Below are 18,152 nucleotides of genomic sequence, written 5' to 3'. Positions count from 1 at the left end.
GTAAAAAAAAATTTATTTTGCAAAGGATGATTTGAAAGCAAAAATAAAATATGGAAGTATCAACTAATTTAAATATTTCAGGACTCTTGAATAATTTTAATTGAAGACATATAAATTAATTAATGTTATCTTAAAGAGGTCGTAATTTGTCTTTTGTTTGATGGCATTCACGGGCATATAATATTATTGATAGTTTCTTCTTTTAAAGGATACTAGTATTCGGCTCCTGTAACATCTAACAACTTATATTAATTTTGTCTTGACATTTATTTATTTTTTTTATTTGTAATACTCGATAAATACGCTAATAAAGTATTTAAATTAAAATTCTCGAAGACATTGGAATACACAATCAAATAGACAATAATTTTCTAAATTTAATGTACTCGGTTTTTGTTAAAATTGGTTTTGCGAGCTCTAATAAATTGGTTTTTTTATTTTGAATAATATTCATTCATCATAAAAATACTAAGACAGAAATCATTCAACCAAAGACTGACAAAACTTCTAGAGCAAATGCTCATCCAAACGGAATTGCTGTATTCACTTTATTAGGATTGTTTTCATGAGGTACAAAAATTATAATTAAAACTACAGCAATTAATGTCGCTATCCCCAGACCAAATAGTCCAACAAGCCCCTTTAGTTGTCAAGAACTTTCTTTGCTATTAATTTTGTATTCTTCCATTTGATCAAAGGCATTGAGGATTTCAAAGATTCCTTTTAGGTTTGCCTGTTTGAAATTAGCTTGTGATACTTGTAGGGTATCAGTTCGACGCTTATATCTAAACAAAGCAGTTAAAAAATTAAGCTTAGTTATTTGTATCGTTAACTTATCCTGCCCACGTGATTGCTTTAAACGCTTTAAAACTTCTTCGCCTGATAATGCCGATTTTGATATTTTACCAAAAACAAAAATTATCAATTTGCCAACTATCATTAGTAAAATTAGTAAGGATATAAAGATTATTAAAATAATAACAATAGCTCCATCCTCAGCCTTAAGTTTGCCATTAAACATTTTACTCACTCCATTCAATAATTAATTATACAAGATTATGGAATCAGCTTAAACCCCTAACCAATCTTTAGTAATATTGTATTAATATAATTAAAAAAATGAATTTCATTTGAAATTCATTTTTTGTTCTAATAATTAATTACTTATTAGATATTGCTTCAATTCCTGGTAAAGCTTTACCTTCCATATATTGTAGTGATGCTCCTCCACCAGTTGAAATTCATGAAAAATCATCTCTAAATCCTAATTTAATCGCAGCAGCAGCAGAATCTCCACCACCAATTAATGTAAAGGCATTTTCCAATTTAGCAGCTGATTCACAAACAGCAACTGTTCCAGCTTTAAAGTTTTCAAATTCTGAAACTCCCATTGGTCCATTTCAAACAACTGTTTTTGCTCCAGCTAATTCCTTTTGAAACAACTCAATAGTTTTTGGCCCAATATCTAGCCCCATCAAACCTGCAGGAACATCTAAACCACAAAATGTTGGCTCAACATCAGCAAATGTTGATGCACAAGCTGAATCAACTGGTAAAATAATTTTTCCATTTGCTTTCTCCAAGTATGTCTTAGCTAATTCTACTTTATCTTCTTCTAATAAAGAAGATCCAATTTCGTGACCTAACGCTTTCATAAATGTATAAGTCATTCCACCACCAACTAAAATTTTGTCAACTTTAGTTAATAAGTGATCAATAACTCCGATTTTATCAGAAACTTTTGCTCCACCCAAAATCGCTACAAATGGACGTTCAGGAGTATCAATTCCTTTGCCCAACATTTCAATTTCGGATTGAACCAAAAATCCCAATGCTGATTCTTCAATATTTTCTGAAATTCCTACATTTGATGCATGTGCACGATGAGCAGTTCCAAATGCGTCATTTACGAAAACATCTCCCAATGATGCTCAATATTTTCCCAACTCTGGCGCATTTTTGGATTCAGCCTTAACAACTTCACCATCTTTAACATCTTCAAAACGAGTATTCTCAAATAATAAGACTTCTCCCGCCTGCAAACTCTTGATAGCTGTTTCTAATTCAATCCCTCTTGTTTGAGGCACAAATTTAACAGTTTGCTCTAAAACTTCTGCCAATCTTTTTGCCACTGGTGCTAAAGATTTAGTAGCTTTATCTTCTTCACTTTTAATTCTTGATAAATGGGAAAATAATACAATTTTAGCCCCGTTTTTAACTAAGTGTTTAATTGTTGGTAATGCCGCTTGAATACGGTTGTCATCAGTAATTACACCATCTTTTAATGGCACGTTAAAATCAACACGCACCAAAACAGTTTTACCATTAACTTTAATGTCATTTAAAGTTTTCTTTTGATTATAATTCATACTTTCTCCTTCTTTTTTAAAAATATCATTCTTTATAATTTTAACTCATTTGTACCTTTTTTACTAAACAACTTTAATTCAAATTAAGAAACTTTCTATCTTAAATACTTATTTGAATAATAAAAAAACAGCCGTAGCTGTTAATTTTATTAAATTATGAAATTAAAATTATAATCCCATGAAGTACATAGTTGTTCTAACTAATTGAGAAACATATGAACTTTCATTGTCATATCATGAGAATACTTTAGCCATTTGTTTTCCATTAACTGTAGTAACTTTTGTTAAAGTAGCATCAAAGATTGATCCAAATGATGAACCGATTGTATCACCTGAAACGATTGGTTGATCACAGTATTTAATAGCTAATTTTAAATCAGCATCAGATTCAATAGCTTTTTTCATTGTTGAGTTAATTAATTCAACTGAAACTTCTTTATTGAATTCAACTGTTAAATCAGTGATTGATCCTGTAATTGTAGGAACACGTAATGCTAAACCATCTAATTTTCCTTTTAATTGAGGTAATACTAAAGAAACTGCTACTGCTGCTCCTGTAGTTGATGGAATAATGTTTCATGCTGCTGCACGTCCACGACGTAAGTCAGCGTGTGGTAAATCTAATAATTTTTGATCATTTGTTACAGCATGAACTGTAGTCATTAATCCTTTTTCAATTCCAAAGTTTTCATCTAGAATTTTAGCCATTGGTGCTAAACAGTTAGTTGTACATGATGCTCCTGAAATAATTACATCATCAGCAGTTAATTCTTTATGGTTAACTCCGTAAACAACAGTTTTCATTTCTCCAGTAGCTGGTGCTGAAATAACAACTTTTTTAGCTCCTGCAGTAATGTGTGCTGATGCTTTTTCTTTTGATGTATAGAATCCAGTTGATTCAATAACTAAATCAATTCCTAGTTTTCCTCAAGGTAATGCACTAGCATCTCTTTCTGCGAAAACTTTTACTTCTTTACCATTAATAACAATAGCTCCCTCTTTAGCAATAATTTGTCCTTCATGGAATTTTCCTTGAGCTGAATCAAATTCTAATAAGTATGCTAAAGTTTTTGTATCTGTTAAATCGTTAATAGCAACAATTTCAACACCTTTATCAAATAATTGTCTAAATGTAAGACGACCGATTCTTCCGAATCCGTTAATTGCAATTTTTTTTGCCATTTTGTGTTTTTCCCTCTCTTATATATAAGTTAATTATATGCTTTTTTTGAAAAAAAGGAAATATTTAAATAAATACCCCCTTAGTTATTGTGTCTTTTCAGAAGCTCTTCTATGGTTATTACCCTTCAATTCAAAACTAACTGCTAAAGTTCGAATTCGCTCCATAAAACGATTTTGCTTAGTTTTTTCAACAGCTGAATTATCACCTTTAATGACATAATTTTCTTTTAATTCTTCCATTGAAAAATTTGAAGTAAAGAAAGTGATTTTTTTATGTTCCATACGATAATTTAAAATTGTAAATAAAAAATCATCTCTTCATCAGTTGGAAACTGACTCTCCTCCAATATCATCTAAAAATAAAATATCAGTTCTTTTAAATTTTGAAATAAATTGATTGTTTTTAGTTTTTTTATTACTTTCGGATCAGGAGTTTTTTTCTGAATTAATAAGGTTTCCAACATTTGCAAATGAAACACTATAATTTTTAAATGCCGCGTGATTGGCAAGAACTTTTATTAATGTTGTTTTTCCAATACCTGGTTCCCCATATAGGTACAATCCTTTTGAATATCCTTTTTGCAAGCGGGTCAATGCATCTTTTAAAAAAATTTTGCGTTTTTCAATTTCATCTTTAGTAAATAGATCAGCATTTTTTTCCACATCCAGCAAATATTCTGGAATTGTGAAATCAAAGCCATCCAAATCATAATCAAGATAAATAAAATGTTGCTTCATTTCATAATTCTTATTCTCTGTTAATCAATGAGCGCATTTTTTAAGTTTGATATAAAATCGACCATTTGTGAATTCCAAAGTTTTTGCATATCCTTTTGTTGTTTGACGGCATTTCTTTAATGGACCTGGTTCGCATTGAATAAAAACACTAACAAATTCATCTAAGATGGGTTCATTTACCACCAACATTTGATCGCTTATCTGGTGCAACGAAATCAATTCTTGAATAACTGTATTTTTTTTAAAAACTGTTATTTCATTATTCATGGTTACTCCTTTACATATTATTGGCAATTACTAAAATATCATTATCAGTCAGTTCATCATTTTCATATTGCTTAAAATCAAACGTTTCAAATTCCATATCAGTTACTTTTGAACTTTGGAAACTAGTGCTTTTTACAACTATTTCAGACTTTTTGGTACGTTTTGCGCCTTTATTAGCTCCCTTTAGAAACGCCATTACTTGGTGGGCCGTATTTAAATTTTCTTGGTAAAGTGTCTCTGCAATTTTGGAAATGTAATTAACAATAACTTTACCTTCATTTTTTAAAAATGAAAATTCCATTAAACAATTAACTACTCCCCTTGTTGATTTGTACTTACTTATTATATCCCTAATTCCATTTTTAATTATTGAATTTGGAAGAGAATTTGTTAACATTTCATAATAGGTTTCACAATCATAAAAACTCATTTCTTCAGCTTTTTTTATTTCTGCTGATGATAGTCCCAAAGTAATATTTCGCAGGTTTTTTGAAGCTTTTAAAGCTTTTAGAACTTCAATCTCAAAAATCTTTTCATTAATTTCACGGTTTTCAAAACTATAGCTTGCAATGATCATTTCGGCTATTTCTGTTTCATTGAAAGAACGTATCGCTAAAGCTGTACTTAGCAAATTAGAAATATACTCATCTTCAAAATCCATTACAATATTTTCTTGATAAATTAATTCTGCTACTTTATCTAAGTTTAGTAGTTTTTTACACAACTTGACATTTTTAGACTTAGAAATTGGAGATGTAAATAATGTTGTATTAGCAATTGTATTAGCAATTGTATTAAACTCATCTTCAAAGATATCAGCAAAATCGACTGATACTTCTTCAAACTCTTCGTCATTGCGTTTAGAAGAACGCTCCTTGAAAATAAACTTTGCTGCCTCATAATTTTCTTCACCCAATTTTTTGTTCAGCGTTTTATTAAATACTTCATTAGCAAAAAAATCTTTTGGTGATAGCGGAGCTAAAATATTAAACTTACAATTCCCTGTTGTTTTTGCGATTAGAGTTTTAACTAATTTTAAAGCTTCCAATTTTTTAAGATTTCGTTCAAATTGCTTTTCAGTTGTTGACGTCAAATTAAATAGGCGTTCGATTGTAAACGGCATTGAATTGATTTTTTGGAGCAACTCAAATTCTTGAATTAAGGTTAAATATAATCCTGTAGCAGAACTTCCTATTATTGGTTGATATAAATTTAAAAGAATTGTGCGGTCAAACTCATCAATTCGCTCGGTAATATTGATCGTATATTTTTTATCTACAAAAATCATTTTATTACCTCCAATATAGATTGATATTATTATTTTTTTTATCTAAAATGTTGATAAATTGAAAAGTTTCTTTGAATATTTTTTTAGTTTTTTTACTAACCCTTTAACCCATTGAGTTTACGGGGCTTTTCCACTTTTCCACTTTGATGCTTTTAACCAAAAAAAATGCTAATAATAAAAAATAAACTCACTCATAAGTGTGAGCCTATTTATTTTTTTAAAATTTGACATTTGGGGCAATAATAAGTTCCTCTGCCATTAACAAAATTTTTAGCAATTTTAAACCCACAGTTGAAACATGGATGACCAGCACGAAGATGAACTTTCAAATGTTCTTGATAATTTCCTTCAACCTCAACACTAGATTTAAAGGTATGAATTGTTGTTCCACCAAGTTCAATAGCTTTTGACAAAATTTCTTTCGAGGCCTTCATTAAATTTTTACAATCTTGTAGAGTCAAATTGTTAGCTGGCTCCTCAGGAGACATTTTTGTTGCAAATAAAACCTCATTTACATAAATGTTCCCTAAACCGGCAACAACTGTCTGATCTAATAAAAGTGTTTTTATTGCTTTGCGACTGCGCTTTGTCTTCGAGTATAAATATTCTGAAGTAGCCCCAAGTTGACCCGGAATAGGCCCCAATTTGACTAAAGAAGGGCTATTTTTGTAAGTATCTACGGAGTATAGTTCTAATGTTCCAAATTTTCGCGTATCGTAGTAGCGCGCAAATTTTCCATTACTTAAAGCTAATTGAGCTTCCAAATGTTTTTGATCATAGCTATATGAATTAGCTTCTTCAATCATTCATTTTCCTTCCATGCGCAAGTGAGAAATTAAAACCCAATCCTCTAATTTAATAGCAATATACTTAGCATAATTAGTAACTTCTACAATTTTTTGATTTTTGACAGCTGCCTTAAATGTAGTTATATCAACATTTTTTAATAACTTAGTATAAAAAATCATACTATCGGTAATTGTAAGATTTTTAATTTCGCGATTTAAAATTTTGGCAACTGTTGTGACTTCTGGTAATTCTGGCATAGTTCCTCCTATTTAAGTTTAAATCAGTTTTCACCTGATGCTTGAGTAACGCTTAAACTAACCTTGATTTCGTTGTTCAAATTTAATATTTCAAACATTTTTTGCATCGCAATTTCCATTTCTGAAATAATGATTTCCACAGCTTTTTGTGACTCATTATTTTTTATTTCAAAAATAATTTCATCATGAATTTGAGCTACAATTTTGCTTGATAATTGTGCCTTGTTTAGCTCGTTATAAATATTAATCATTGCTACTTTCAAAATGTCTGCTGCCGTACCCTGAATTGGCATATTAACTGCGACTCTTTCTCCAAACTGACGCAACTGATAATTCGTTGATTTTAATTCATCAATCTTACGTTTACGATTAGCTAATGTTAAAGCAAAACCATTTGCCTTTGCAAACTCAATTTCTTTTGACTTGAAAGTTGCAATTTCTGGAAATGCTTCGTAATAAGCAGTAATGAAATTTTTGGCTTCTGGAATTGAAATATTTAAATCATTTGATAAACCGAAATCACTTAATCCATAAATAATTCCAAAATTAAAGACCTTCGCTACTCGACGCATTTCTGGACTAACTTTTTCATTATCTTTTAATTTATAAATCATTCTGGCAGCTTCAGAGTGAACATCTCGCTGATTATTGAAAATATCAATTAAAGTTTTTTCATTTCCCATTTGAGCAAGAACACGCAATTCTATTTGTGAATAATCAAAACTATAAAACAAAGTGTCATCTTCAGTTACAAAAATTTTGCGAACCTCTTTTTGAGCTGGGTCATGTATCGAAATATTTTGAATATTTGGTTCTGAACTGCTTAATCTTCCTGTATTTGTCAATGTTTGATTAAAAATCGTGTGAACCTTACCATCATCAAAAATAAATTTTTCAAATCCACGCAAATATGTCGAATATAGTTTTGAATATTTACGATGCTCTAGCAACAAATTAACAACTGCATGTTCAGTACGAAGCTTTTCTAAAGTTTCCTTTCCGGTACTTCCTTTTGCAAGATTGGGTAGTCCTAATTTTTCAAATAAAAGTTCTTGAATTTGCTTGGGTGATGCAAAGTTAAAACTGTCATTTATTTGGTCACCCAGAATGTCGCGCATATGCAACTCCAACTCATTAACTTTGTTTAAAATATTTAAAGTTTGTGCTTTTAATTCCTGTCTGTCAATTAAAATTCCATTTTGTTCAGTTGTATACAATACTTTGACAAAAGGTAAATCTATCTTTTCATAAAGATCAATTTGATTAGTTTCTTTCAGTTTTTCATAGACATCAGGTTTAGTCATTTTTATGTATAAAGCCTTTTTAGTAATGAACATTGCCTTAGAATCTAAATCAATTTCGCCAGTACGCTTAGCTCCTTTACCATAGATATATTCGTCTTCAGTAATATTTAATTCTGGAGAAACCAATCTCAAATGATCAACAAATAAGGACTTAACATTCGCATTTAGTGCATAGCTAGCAACCATCATATCATAATCAAAAGCATCATAAGAAACATTATAACCCGCCATTTTTAGTAAAGTCACAGTACGCTTAATGTCATATGTTGATTTTTTGTAAGAAAGATTTTTCAAAAAAGTATCTAATGCGACATCAAAGTTTTTCTCAGGTTCATTGTGATCAAAAATACTCAATTGCCTAGCAATATTACTAAAATTGATAAAAAAGTTTCCTTTTTGGTTGCTAATGGCAATACCAATAATTTGGCCACGATGATAGTTTTCTTCTAGTGATTCAACATAAATTGAATTTTCCTCACAGGCATACTCATTGCTTCAAGAACTCAAAATTTGATACTCATGCTTTTCTTCATTATTAATTTGCTCTGCTCGATTGCTCAAGCGTTTTGTAACTGAAAACATTTCGTATTTTCGCAAAAATTCTACTAACGAGTTAATTGACAAATTAAGTTTTCGAAATTCTAAATTATCAACATGTGTATTAGTGGCAATCGTCGCAATTTTTTTACATAAAAACGCCGAGTCCTTGTCAGCTTCTAGTTTAATTTTAACTGCCCCTTTAATACTATCTAAATTTTTATATATCTTTTCGATTGAACCATACTCAGTTAATAATTTAATTGCTGTTTTTTCTCCAATTCCGGCAACTCCCTTTAAGTTATCAGATGCATCTCCCATTAAACCTTTTAAATCAACAACTTGTTCTGGAGTGCAAGCCCATTTTTCAAACAATTCCGCTTTCCCGAATGTTTTTAAATCACTGGTTCCTGATACTGGAATTAGAACAACTGTCTTATCTGATATAAGCTGAAACATGTCTTTATCACTTGTCAAAATTTCAACATCACAATCTTCAATCTCATTTTCAATTGTTTTTGTTAGCGAACCAATAATATCATCTGCTTCGATATTGTCTAATTCATATCATGAGATATTTGCAGCATCCAAAAATTCACGAACAATTGGAAATTGTTGCACAAGTTCATCTGGAGTTTGTGACCTTCCAGCTTTATAATCTTTTAACATTTCATGTCTGAAAGTCTTTTTGCCTTTGTCAAAAGCAACCTTAACATCATAATATTCGCGATTAGATAATAAGCTTGTAATCATATTAGCAAATGAAAAGACTGCATTTGTTGGGATTCCTGTTGATGTTGTCAATATCGTTCCACGATATGCACCTGCAAAATAAGCTCGAAAGATTAAGGAATTTCCATCTACTAATAATATCTTTTTATTTGCCATCATATTCTCCTACTTTTTTATTACTTTAATAATTCGATTCAACTTACCACTAATTTTACCTTGATATTCCTCAGTTTGAATTTCCAATCCCAAAATTATTCCAGCTTGTAAGTCATATTTAATTTTTTGGTATGTTCCTGCAAAGATTGTAATGTCAATTTCATCAGTATCATCAATTAAATTTAAAAATGCCATTTCCTGATTATTTTTATCTTTTTTAGTTCTTATCATTGCAACATATCCAATAACATTACTATATCCTTTGAATGACTTTGCCTTATTAATATCTGTTGGTTTTAAACCGGCATTATCAATTTTAATTTTTGTTATTGGATGAGATGTTAAATAAAACCCATAAATTTCTTTTTCATATTCAGAAATAATTTCATTTTGAATTTCTGTTTCTTCTAGCAAAGGGTAGGTTAACGGATCTAACTTTTTAACACCGTAATTAAATTCTGCAAACGCAATAATTAATTCCATATTATCAATTAAAGTTTGACGATTGTAACCAAAAATATCAAATGCTCCAGCTTTTGCCAACACTAAATAATTAGTTTTATTCAAACCATTATTAATCATTCGTGTAACAAATGAAAAGATTGAATCAAATGCCGAATGATCTTCTTCAAATAATAGACGAATTCTTTTAATAAAATCTTTGCCAATTCCCTTAATTAAAATTAACGGCATGAAAATTTGTTTACTCTTACCAACATAGCTATAATTAACATTTTTAACACTTGGCAGTCTAACTTGTACTCCATATTGAGCAATTTCTTTTAAGTACTGTGAAGTTTTTTCAGCGTTTCCAATCACTCCATTGAGTAATGAGCAATAAAACTCTTCTGTATAATGAGTTTTAAAATAGGCCAATCAATAACTAATATATGAATAAGCAATTGAATGAGATTTGTTAAATCCATAAGCTGCAAAACGATCAATTCAATTCCATATTTCTTCAGCTTTTTCAATAGTGTACTTATTTGCAACTGCTCCTTGTAAAAATTCTGTTTTTACTGAAAGCATGTATTGATGATTCTTTTTTCCCATTGCTCGACGAACAATATCAGCTTTTCCCAATGAAAAATTAGCAACACGTTGAAGAATTTGAATAACTTGCTCCTGATAAACAATAATTCCATAAGTTGAATTTAATATATCACCTAAGCTCGAATCAATTAAATAATTTTTATTGCTTGAGTTTTTGCGTTTAATATATTCAGGAATCATCTCTTGAGGTCCAGGCCTAAATAAAGCTGAAGCCGCAGAAATATCTTCAATATTGGCCACTTGCATATTTTTAATAACCTTTGTCATTCCTGGTGACTCAAGCTGAAAAATTCCTGACGTGTTTCCCTGTGCCAACATTGCAAATGTTTGCTTATCATTCAACGGAATTTTTGCAAAAATAACATTTTGTTTGCGATTTCGATAAATTGCATAACGAATTTCTTGCAATGTTGTTAGGTTACGTAATCCCAGTAAATCCATTTTAATTAATCCAAGTTCTTCTAAATGATTCATATCAAATTGAGTTTGATAAATTCCATTGTAGCCGACTTTAATCGGCACATAATCTCGTAAATCATTATCTACAAGAATTACTCCAGCCGCATGAGTTCCAGTTTGACGTGGCAATCCAATTAGCTTTTTGACTGTCTTAAAAATATGGGTATACTCATCAAAATACTGTTTCAATTTAGTATTACTTTTAATTGCTCCATCAAGGTCATTTAAAAAAATTGATGGAATTTGTTTAGTAATAGTGTTAACAATATTTAAATCCAGTCCATGAACCCTAGCAACATCACGAATTGCCGATTTAACTCCGATTGATTGATATGTAGTAATGGTAGCAACATTGTATAAACCATATTTTTCAAATAAATATTCAATTACTTCTTCTCGACGGTCATCTTGAAAATCAATATCAATATCCGGCATTGTTATTCTCTCTGGATTTAAAAAACGTTCAAATAGTAAGTTATATGCTATCGGGTCAACTTGAGTAATTTGTAGTAGAAATGCTACTAATGAACCTGCAGCACTTCCGCGGCCTGGGCCAACTAAAATATTTCTTTCTTTAGCATATTTTACGTAATCTCAAACTACCAAAAAATAATTTTCAAAACCCATGCTAAAAATAATTTTTAATTCATAATTTAAACGCTCAGTATAGGTATTGGGGATTTCCTTACGTTTAACAAATTTAAAGTAATTCTCTAACGACGAAAAACATATTTTTTCCAAGTATTTATCTGATGGAATATTTTGCGGAGCTTTGAAAGCAATTAAGTGAAGTTCACTATTATCAAATAACTCGAATTTCACTTTTTGATAAATCTCTTGTGCTACTTGAGAAGTCTTACTTAAAGAATACTGTTGAGAAATCTCTGAATCATCTCAATAATTAGTTGGTTGCAGAAGCGGAACTTCATTAATCAACAAGTTATTTTTTAAAGCCACTAAAGCATAATAATCATCTTCATCTCCAATGTCAAAATAATTAATTTCATTAAAGAATAACTTGAGTTTTTTAACATCGTAAAAATCATCAGATAAAATTCTACTTGATAGTTTTAAATTAATTTCATTGGATAAGTTGGAAACTACAATGATCTCCAAATTAAGATTTTCAAAAATCATATTTACAATTTCATCATTATTATAATTTTTGCCATCATTTAAATTAGCAGAAATCCGGTTAATTTGTTGATACCCTTGACGTGTTTTAGGATACAAGTTAATGATGCTTTCGTTTATGTCAATTGATAATCCAATAATTGGCTTAAGATTTGCTGCTCTTGCTTTTTTAATAAATTCAGCCACTCCAAACATTGTTCTCAATTCAGAATAAAACAAATATTCAAAATTATGAGTCTGAGCAAACGAAATGTAATCATCAATTTTTATGAATGATTGCTGAAAATTATATGCGCTGCGAATATTAAACTGCGGTGAATATCTCATTTGACTCCTTTACTAAATTATAAAATAACGGTTGCCCGCTATTTTTATTTTATTCCTAATTTGTCTTTTTCCTCTTTAATAAATTTTTTATCTTTGAAAACATAAATGTCAACTAAATTTTCAACTGTATATTTAAGAATTTCTTCTCACATAATTGCTTGTTCTTGCTGTTCAGCAACTCAATGCTTTGGTTTTGTAACTGGTTGTTTTGGAACAAACATCGAACAAACATCATCAAATGGCAAGATTGAAGTTTCATAAGTGTCAATAAACTTTGAAATTGCAATAATTTCCTCTTTATCGTATGTCAAAACAGGTCGCAAGATTGTTAATTCACTAGTCGAGTTGATTACATTAATACTATCAATTGTTTGTGAAGCCACCTGACCTAATGATTCTCCTGTAACTAAAGCTTTAGCATTAATTTTATGTGCTACTTGATTTGCAATTCGCATAAACATTCTACGCATGATAGTTATTTTATAACTTTCATCAGGCATATGTTGCAGCTCTTGAAGCAACATTGCAAAATCACAAACATATAATTTAAATTGCTGATGATTAAAACGAGCCGTTTTTTCAGCTAATTTAAAGACTTTTTCTAAAGCTTCTGGAGATGTATGTGGAGGTGTCATAAAATGAATGAAATCAACTTGCATTCCACGCTTCATAGTTAAAAAAGATGCTACAGGTGAATCTATTCCTCCGCTCAACAACGAAAGTCCTTTTCCTGATACTCCGACTGGTAAGCCTTTTAAGGCTTCTACTCTAGTATCAAAAATATCAACATGCCCTTTTTTAATAACAATTTCAATTTTTAAATCTGGATTATGGACATCAACAATTAGATCACCAATATCACGTAGTACTATTGGAGCCAATTTTTGTTTAATCTCAGTACTTGACATTGGGAATGTTTTATCTTTTCTAGTGACTTCAAGTTTAAAACGCTTTTTTAATGAGTTACGTGCTATTTTTAAAACTGCTTGAGTAATTTCTTCAAAATTCAAAGCTGATTTTTCAACAATTGATAGTGAGTAAATTCCAAATACAGTTTGTAACTCTTTTACGACTTCTTCAACATACTCGTCTGCTACTTCTAAAGTCAAAGAATTGTTATCCTTGATATATACAACATTTTCTTTAAAAGGTTTTAATTTAAATTTGATATTTTGAATTAGCTTAGCAATAAAGTGACTGCGATTGTTACCTTTTAAAGTCAACTCTCCATATCTTATAAGAATATTTTTCATTCGTTAATTCCTGTCTATTTGCTGATTTAATAACTCGATTGTAATATTAATAGCATGCTTAAAATCTCGCTTGTTGTAAAGTTCCATAATATTAGCAATCTGCTCATCTTTTAATGAATCATTAACGTTTGCCAAACTTAAGTAAACAATTGCCTTTTGACTAATTTGTTCCAATAAAATGACATTAAAAATTTCTTCTTTAATTCGAATAGCTTGTTCTAGACAACCATCCAAAGATTTTATAGCACGCTTAAAGTTTTCTGGTTCAGTTAAAAGTATTCGAACATTTTGATCAGTTTCAGTTGAATTAATGTTTTTATAAATTTCATTAATTTCTTTAGAGTATTTGCTTAGCTCAGTCAACTGGGTATTTTTAGCCATAATAACTTCAGTTGTAGATAAAACCTTACGTATATCATGAATTTTTGCTCCCAATTTTTCATCTATGCTTTTAGTACTTTGTAATTTAAGCGATAAGTCATAAATGCGAGCATAATATATTTGAAGAGTTTTGAGCAATTCAGCTAATCTATCGCTAAGTTTTTCTTGTTCCAAACTTTCGCTATTTTCTTTTTTAGCATCAATATTTTGAAAAAATACTAAAACACTATCATTAAATAATTCAACACTGTGATTCATGGATTCATAATTAACTCTAATGCTATCAACATCATTATTTAATCTACGGTTATATTCAATGACCTCTTCAAGCTTTTTATAATCAATAAAAAATTGCCCAAATAGATATTTTATTTCATCATAATTGTGTTTAATGAATACTTTCATGCTGCGTTCAACTTCTAGTTTTATCTCAAAAGTTTTTACTATTTCTACTAACGTATTATATTTTATCATTGCATCCTTATAATTTAAAAGAAACATTGAATCATAAAAACTCTTTTTTTGAGCTTCAAACTTTTCAACAAAATCTGCAAACATTTTTTGAGCTTTATTAAAATCCTCGTTGCTCAAAATATAGCGATCCAAATCCCTTTTAATTTCGCTAATACGTGTTGAAAAAACTTTCTCAATTTCTTCTTCTGCTCGTTTGTTTAAGTCCATAACCTTTAAAAGTACAATAAGTTCTTCAATCATCAAAGCCTGAATTCGACGAGCACTTGTCAATTGGCCATCTCCAATTTTCTTCTCAACAATTCCATTAACCTGCTCCAAACGTTTGATCTTGTTTATTAAGATAGCATGACTCATTTTACCATCTGTTTTTTTTAGAATTACATTCGCGCTGTCAACAATTTTATTAAATTCTATTCGTGTTAAAATTCGTGCATCTCGATCATTTTTCTCAAAGGTTATCAATTTTTCAGTTTCATTATATATTTGCATCACCGCCATAAAAATGTCAGAAATTTGACGGCGAGTTTGACGAATTTTTAAAAGATTGGAAATATAAGGACGACGATTTTGAGGATTTTTAAAAAACAGTTCTAAATTTTTGGAAGGCACTCTTAGACGATCAAACACCTCAGCAAAATAATTTGCACTTCAAATATCTAAAAATTGCTTTAATTCCTTATTCTCTGGATTTACTTCTAAAATAACATCAAAGCGGCGAATACGAGAATAAACCGGAACTTTAGTAATTTTTTGAAGCGTTTTTTCAGCTTCATAAGCATGATTGAGAATTGATCGATAAAGTAGCAACAACCCAAATATAATTGCCAAGGCTAAAAGAGCAACAAAAAAAACTATTATGCCTATTTTATTAGATAAGGATAACTCATTTTGTATATTTCATGCCAATAGTTGTTTAAAAATCACGTCACTTCACCTTTTCCATCACATAAATTATACCAAATTAGTAATTGGTTATTTTGAATAGAACTTTAAAACCCGAAACCTTCTTACATCTTTTTGAACTGGTTTGTCAATTTAAAAAAATAGATTCTAGGTTGCACACTTAATAAAATAAGATATAATAATATAGTTATTTATAAGATGTTCTGCATATAGATATATTCTAAAAGCTGTCTACTAAGTTTATACCAAAGTAACTCTTTGCAGTAAGAGCGAATAAGTAGACTGGTTAGAATAGAATCTATTCATTATATTTTTAATTAACGCTGAAAAAAATATATAGGAGAAATGAATATGTCTAGATATACTGGATCAACATTCAAAAAATCTCGTAGATATGGTTTTTCAATTCTTGAAAATGGTAAAGAATTCAGCAAAGGTAAAAAAAGAGTAACTACTCCTGGTCAACATGGAAAAGATAAAGCCAAAACTAAATTATCTGGTTACGGAACTCAATTACAAGAAAAACAAAAAGTTAAATTCATGTATGGGCTGACTGAAAGACAATTCAGAAATACTTTTGCAAAGGCTAAAAAAATTCAAGGAATTGTTGGGACAAACTTCTTGGTATTGTTAGAATCAAGATTGGATAATATTACTTATCGTCTTGGATTTGCAATGACAAGACAAGGGGCTCGTCAATTAGTTAACCATGGTCACATTTTAGTAAATGGTAAAAAAGTTGATATTCCTTCTTACCAACTAAAACCTGGAGACATCTTAGAAGTTAAAGAATCAATGAGAAAAAACGATAAAATTGCTGAAGCATTACAAAATAATGAATCAACAGTTGAATTTGTGAAAGTTGATAAAAATAACTTAAAAGGTGAATTTGTTCGTTTACCAGAACGTCAAGAATTAAACAACGAAATCAACGAAGCATTAATAGTTGAATGATACAATCGTTTAATCAAGTAATTAAACAAGATAAAAAAACCGCAAATTCTGCGGTTTTTTTTATTTTGAACAGTTAATAGAATCACATTCTATTTTTAAATTGCTTTCAAAAATAAGATTGAGAGAAAATTTGTTTTTGAAAGTTGAATAAATATGTATCATACACATTGTATGAAGTGTAAAAAGAACGATCTAATATTTTTAAAATTAGTCAGATATTGATTTTTATGGTCAAGAAGCTAAATAAATAAGGGCATATTTAACTTCTTACTTATATTATAAAATTTTTCCAAAAAAAGTCTATACTTTTAGAATAAATTCCAAAAATAATAAATTTCCACTTATTCATTAAGAGATTTTAATTCCAAAATATTTACGTTTTCCACGCTTAATTAAAATAAACTCATTTTCCAATAATGGAATTGCACTTAATTTTAAATTTTCGTCGTTTACAATAATATCGTTAAAGGTAATCGCATTAGATTTCATGAATTCACGTGCTTCACGTTTAGAACTTGCACATTTTGATGCTACAATTGCATCAATAATTGCTGTTTCAGCTTTCAAAGTTGTTGATGGAATTGCCAATAAGGCATCTTTTAATAAGCTTTTATCTAAATTAGTAATATTACCTTGGAAAAAAGCTTCAGTTAGTTTAATTGCCTTATCTAACCCATCTTGTTGATGAACGAAGCGAGTAATCTCACTGGCCAATTGTTTTTGCATAATGCGTTGAGTTGGTGCTTGGTTATGTTGAGTTTGTAAATTAACAATTTCTTCAGATGATAAGAATGTCAAATATTTCATCATACGTTCACAATCTGCATCATCTTGATTTATTCAAAACTGATAAAATTCATATTCGCTTGTTTTCGTAGCATCCAATCAAACTGCCCCAGATTCAGTTTTGCCAAATTTTTTACCATCTGATTTGACTAAAAGAGGAATAGTGAATCCTGCGGCTTGTGAATTGTCTCTTCCAACTTTAGAATTAATATAATCAGTTCCTGATGTAATATTTCCTCATTGATCAGAACCTCCAATTTGAACTTTGCAATCCATATTTGAATACAAATGTCAAAAATCATATGCCTGAAGCATTGTATATGAAAATTCCGTAATTGACAGCCCTGTTTGAATTCTAGTGGCAATTGATTCTTTTGCAAGCAAATAGCTTAAAGTGAAATCTTTTCCAACATCACGTAAAAAATCAATTAAGGACATTTTATTTAATCAATCTGCATTGTTAGCAAAAGTGACATTAGGAATAATTGCACGCAATTGTTTTTCAATCGCCTTAACATTTGTCAATACTTGTTCATTTGTTTGCAATACTCGTTCATCAGATTTAAATGATGGATCACCAATCATTCCAGTTCCTCCACCAATTAAAGCAATAGGTTTAAATCCAGCTTTTCCAAAACGCTGTAGTGTTACAATCATCATTAAATGCCCAACATGCAATGAACTTGCAGTAGGATCAAAACCACAATAAACTGCTTTACTTCCTTTTTGTGCCTCCAATAGTTTACTTTCATTAGTAATTTGCTTAGCTAAGCCTCTTCAATTTAATTCGCTAATTATATTCATAAAAT

General features: G+C 29.8%; 12 protein-coding genes. 1 reads left to right on the top strand and 11 read right to left on the bottom strand.

The annotated features are described in order from the left end of the window. Nucleotides 1-316: 316 nt before the first annotated feature. From CXP39_RS00965 to CXP39_RS00920, 10 genes are all read right to left on the bottom strand, one after another. Nucleotides 317-1,021 carry a hypothetical protein gene (locus CXP39_RS00965; RefSeq protein ID WP_027048481.1) on the bottom strand — a complete coding sequence of 235 codons (705 nt, stop codon included), beginning with the start codon at nucleotides 1,019-1,021 and terminating at the stop codon, nucleotides 317-319. A gap of 139 nt (nucleotides 1,022-1,160) precedes the next feature. Then, entirely contained in the window at nucleotides 1,161-2,369 is a 1,209-nt protein-coding gene (locus CXP39_RS00960; protein ID WP_027048480.1) for a phosphoglycerate kinase, read from the bottom strand. Between the two features lie 168 nt (nucleotides 2,370-2,537). Further along, nucleotides 2,538-3,551, bottom strand: a complete 1,014-nt coding sequence (gene gap, locus CXP39_RS00955; protein ID WP_027048479.1) for a type I glyceraldehyde-3-phosphate dehydrogenase — start codon at nucleotides 3,549-3,551, stop codon at nucleotides 2,538-2,540. A gap of 84 nt (nucleotides 3,552-3,635) precedes the next feature. Further along, a complete protein-coding gene (locus tag CXP39_RS00950) occupies nucleotides 3,636-4,556 on the bottom strand; it encodes an ATP-binding protein (RefSeq protein WP_036256482.1) in 921 nt (306 codons plus the stop codon). Nucleotides 4,557-4,566: 10 nt separating this feature from the next. Beyond that, a complete protein-coding gene (locus CXP39_RS00945) occupies nucleotides 4,567-5,844 on the bottom strand; it encodes a DnaD domain protein (protein ID WP_027048477.1) in 1,278 nt (425 codons plus the stop codon). A gap of 209 nt (nucleotides 5,845-6,053) precedes the next feature. Continuing rightward, nucleotides 6,054-6,890 (bottom strand): DNA-formamidopyrimidine glycosylase, encoded by an 837-nt coding sequence (mutM, locus tag CXP39_RS00940; protein ID WP_027048476.1) that lies wholly within the window; start codon nucleotides 6,888-6,890, stop codon nucleotides 6,054-6,056. An 8-nt stretch (nucleotides 6,891-6,898) separates the two neighbouring features. Further along, the gene (gene polA, locus CXP39_RS00935; RefSeq protein WP_036256480.1) at nucleotides 6,899-9,619 is read right to left on the bottom strand and encodes a DNA polymerase I; all 2,721 of its coding nucleotides are present in this window, start codon (nucleotides 9,617-9,619) and stop codon (nucleotides 6,899-6,901) included. A gap of 9 nt (nucleotides 9,620-9,628) precedes the next feature. After that, the gene (gene dnaE, locus CXP39_RS00930) at nucleotides 9,629-12,592 is read right to left on the bottom strand and encodes a DNA polymerase III subunit alpha (protein WP_027048474.1); all 2,964 of its coding nucleotides are present in this window, start codon (nucleotides 12,590-12,592) and stop codon (nucleotides 9,629-9,631) included. A gap of 44 nt (nucleotides 12,593-12,636) precedes the next feature. Continuing rightward, nucleotides 12,637-13,845 carry a tRNA uracil 4-sulfurtransferase ThiI gene (gene thiI / locus CXP39_RS00925; RefSeq protein ID WP_027048473.1) on the bottom strand — a complete coding sequence of 403 codons (1,209 nt, stop codon included), beginning with the start codon at nucleotides 13,843-13,845 and terminating at the stop codon, nucleotides 12,637-12,639. A 3-nt stretch (nucleotides 13,846-13,848) separates the two neighbouring features. Then, nucleotides 13,849-15,624, bottom strand: a complete 1,776-nt coding sequence (locus tag CXP39_RS00920) for a hypothetical protein (RefSeq protein WP_027048472.1) — start codon at nucleotides 15,622-15,624, stop codon at nucleotides 13,849-13,851. A 330-nt stretch (nucleotides 15,625-15,954) separates the two neighbouring features. Between CXP39_RS00920 and rpsD the strand changes: the two genes are divergently transcribed. After that, the gene (rpsD, locus tag CXP39_RS00915; RefSeq protein ID WP_027048471.1) at nucleotides 15,955-16,578 is read left to right on the top strand and encodes a 30S ribosomal protein S4; all 624 of its coding nucleotides are present in this window, start codon (nucleotides 15,955-15,957) and stop codon (nucleotides 16,576-16,578) included. A gap of 327 nt (nucleotides 16,579-16,905) precedes the next feature. Here the strand turns inward: rpsD and tyrS are convergent, their stop codons facing one another. Continuing rightward, nucleotides 16,906-18,147: a tyrosine--tRNA ligase gene (tyrS, locus tag CXP39_RS00910; RefSeq protein ID WP_027048470.1), complete on the bottom strand. Its 1,242-nt coding sequence runs from the start codon at nucleotides 18,145-18,147 to the stop codon at nucleotides 16,906-16,908. Between the last annotated feature and the right edge of the window lie 5 nt (nucleotides 18,148-18,152).

This window comes from Mesoplasma syrphidae (assembly GCF_002843565.1).
Lineage (GTDB): Bacteria > Bacillota_I > Bacilli_A > Mycoplasmatales > Mycoplasmataceae > Tullyiplasma > Tullyiplasma syrphidae.
This window is presented reverse-complemented; position numbering and strand designations above follow the sequence as displayed.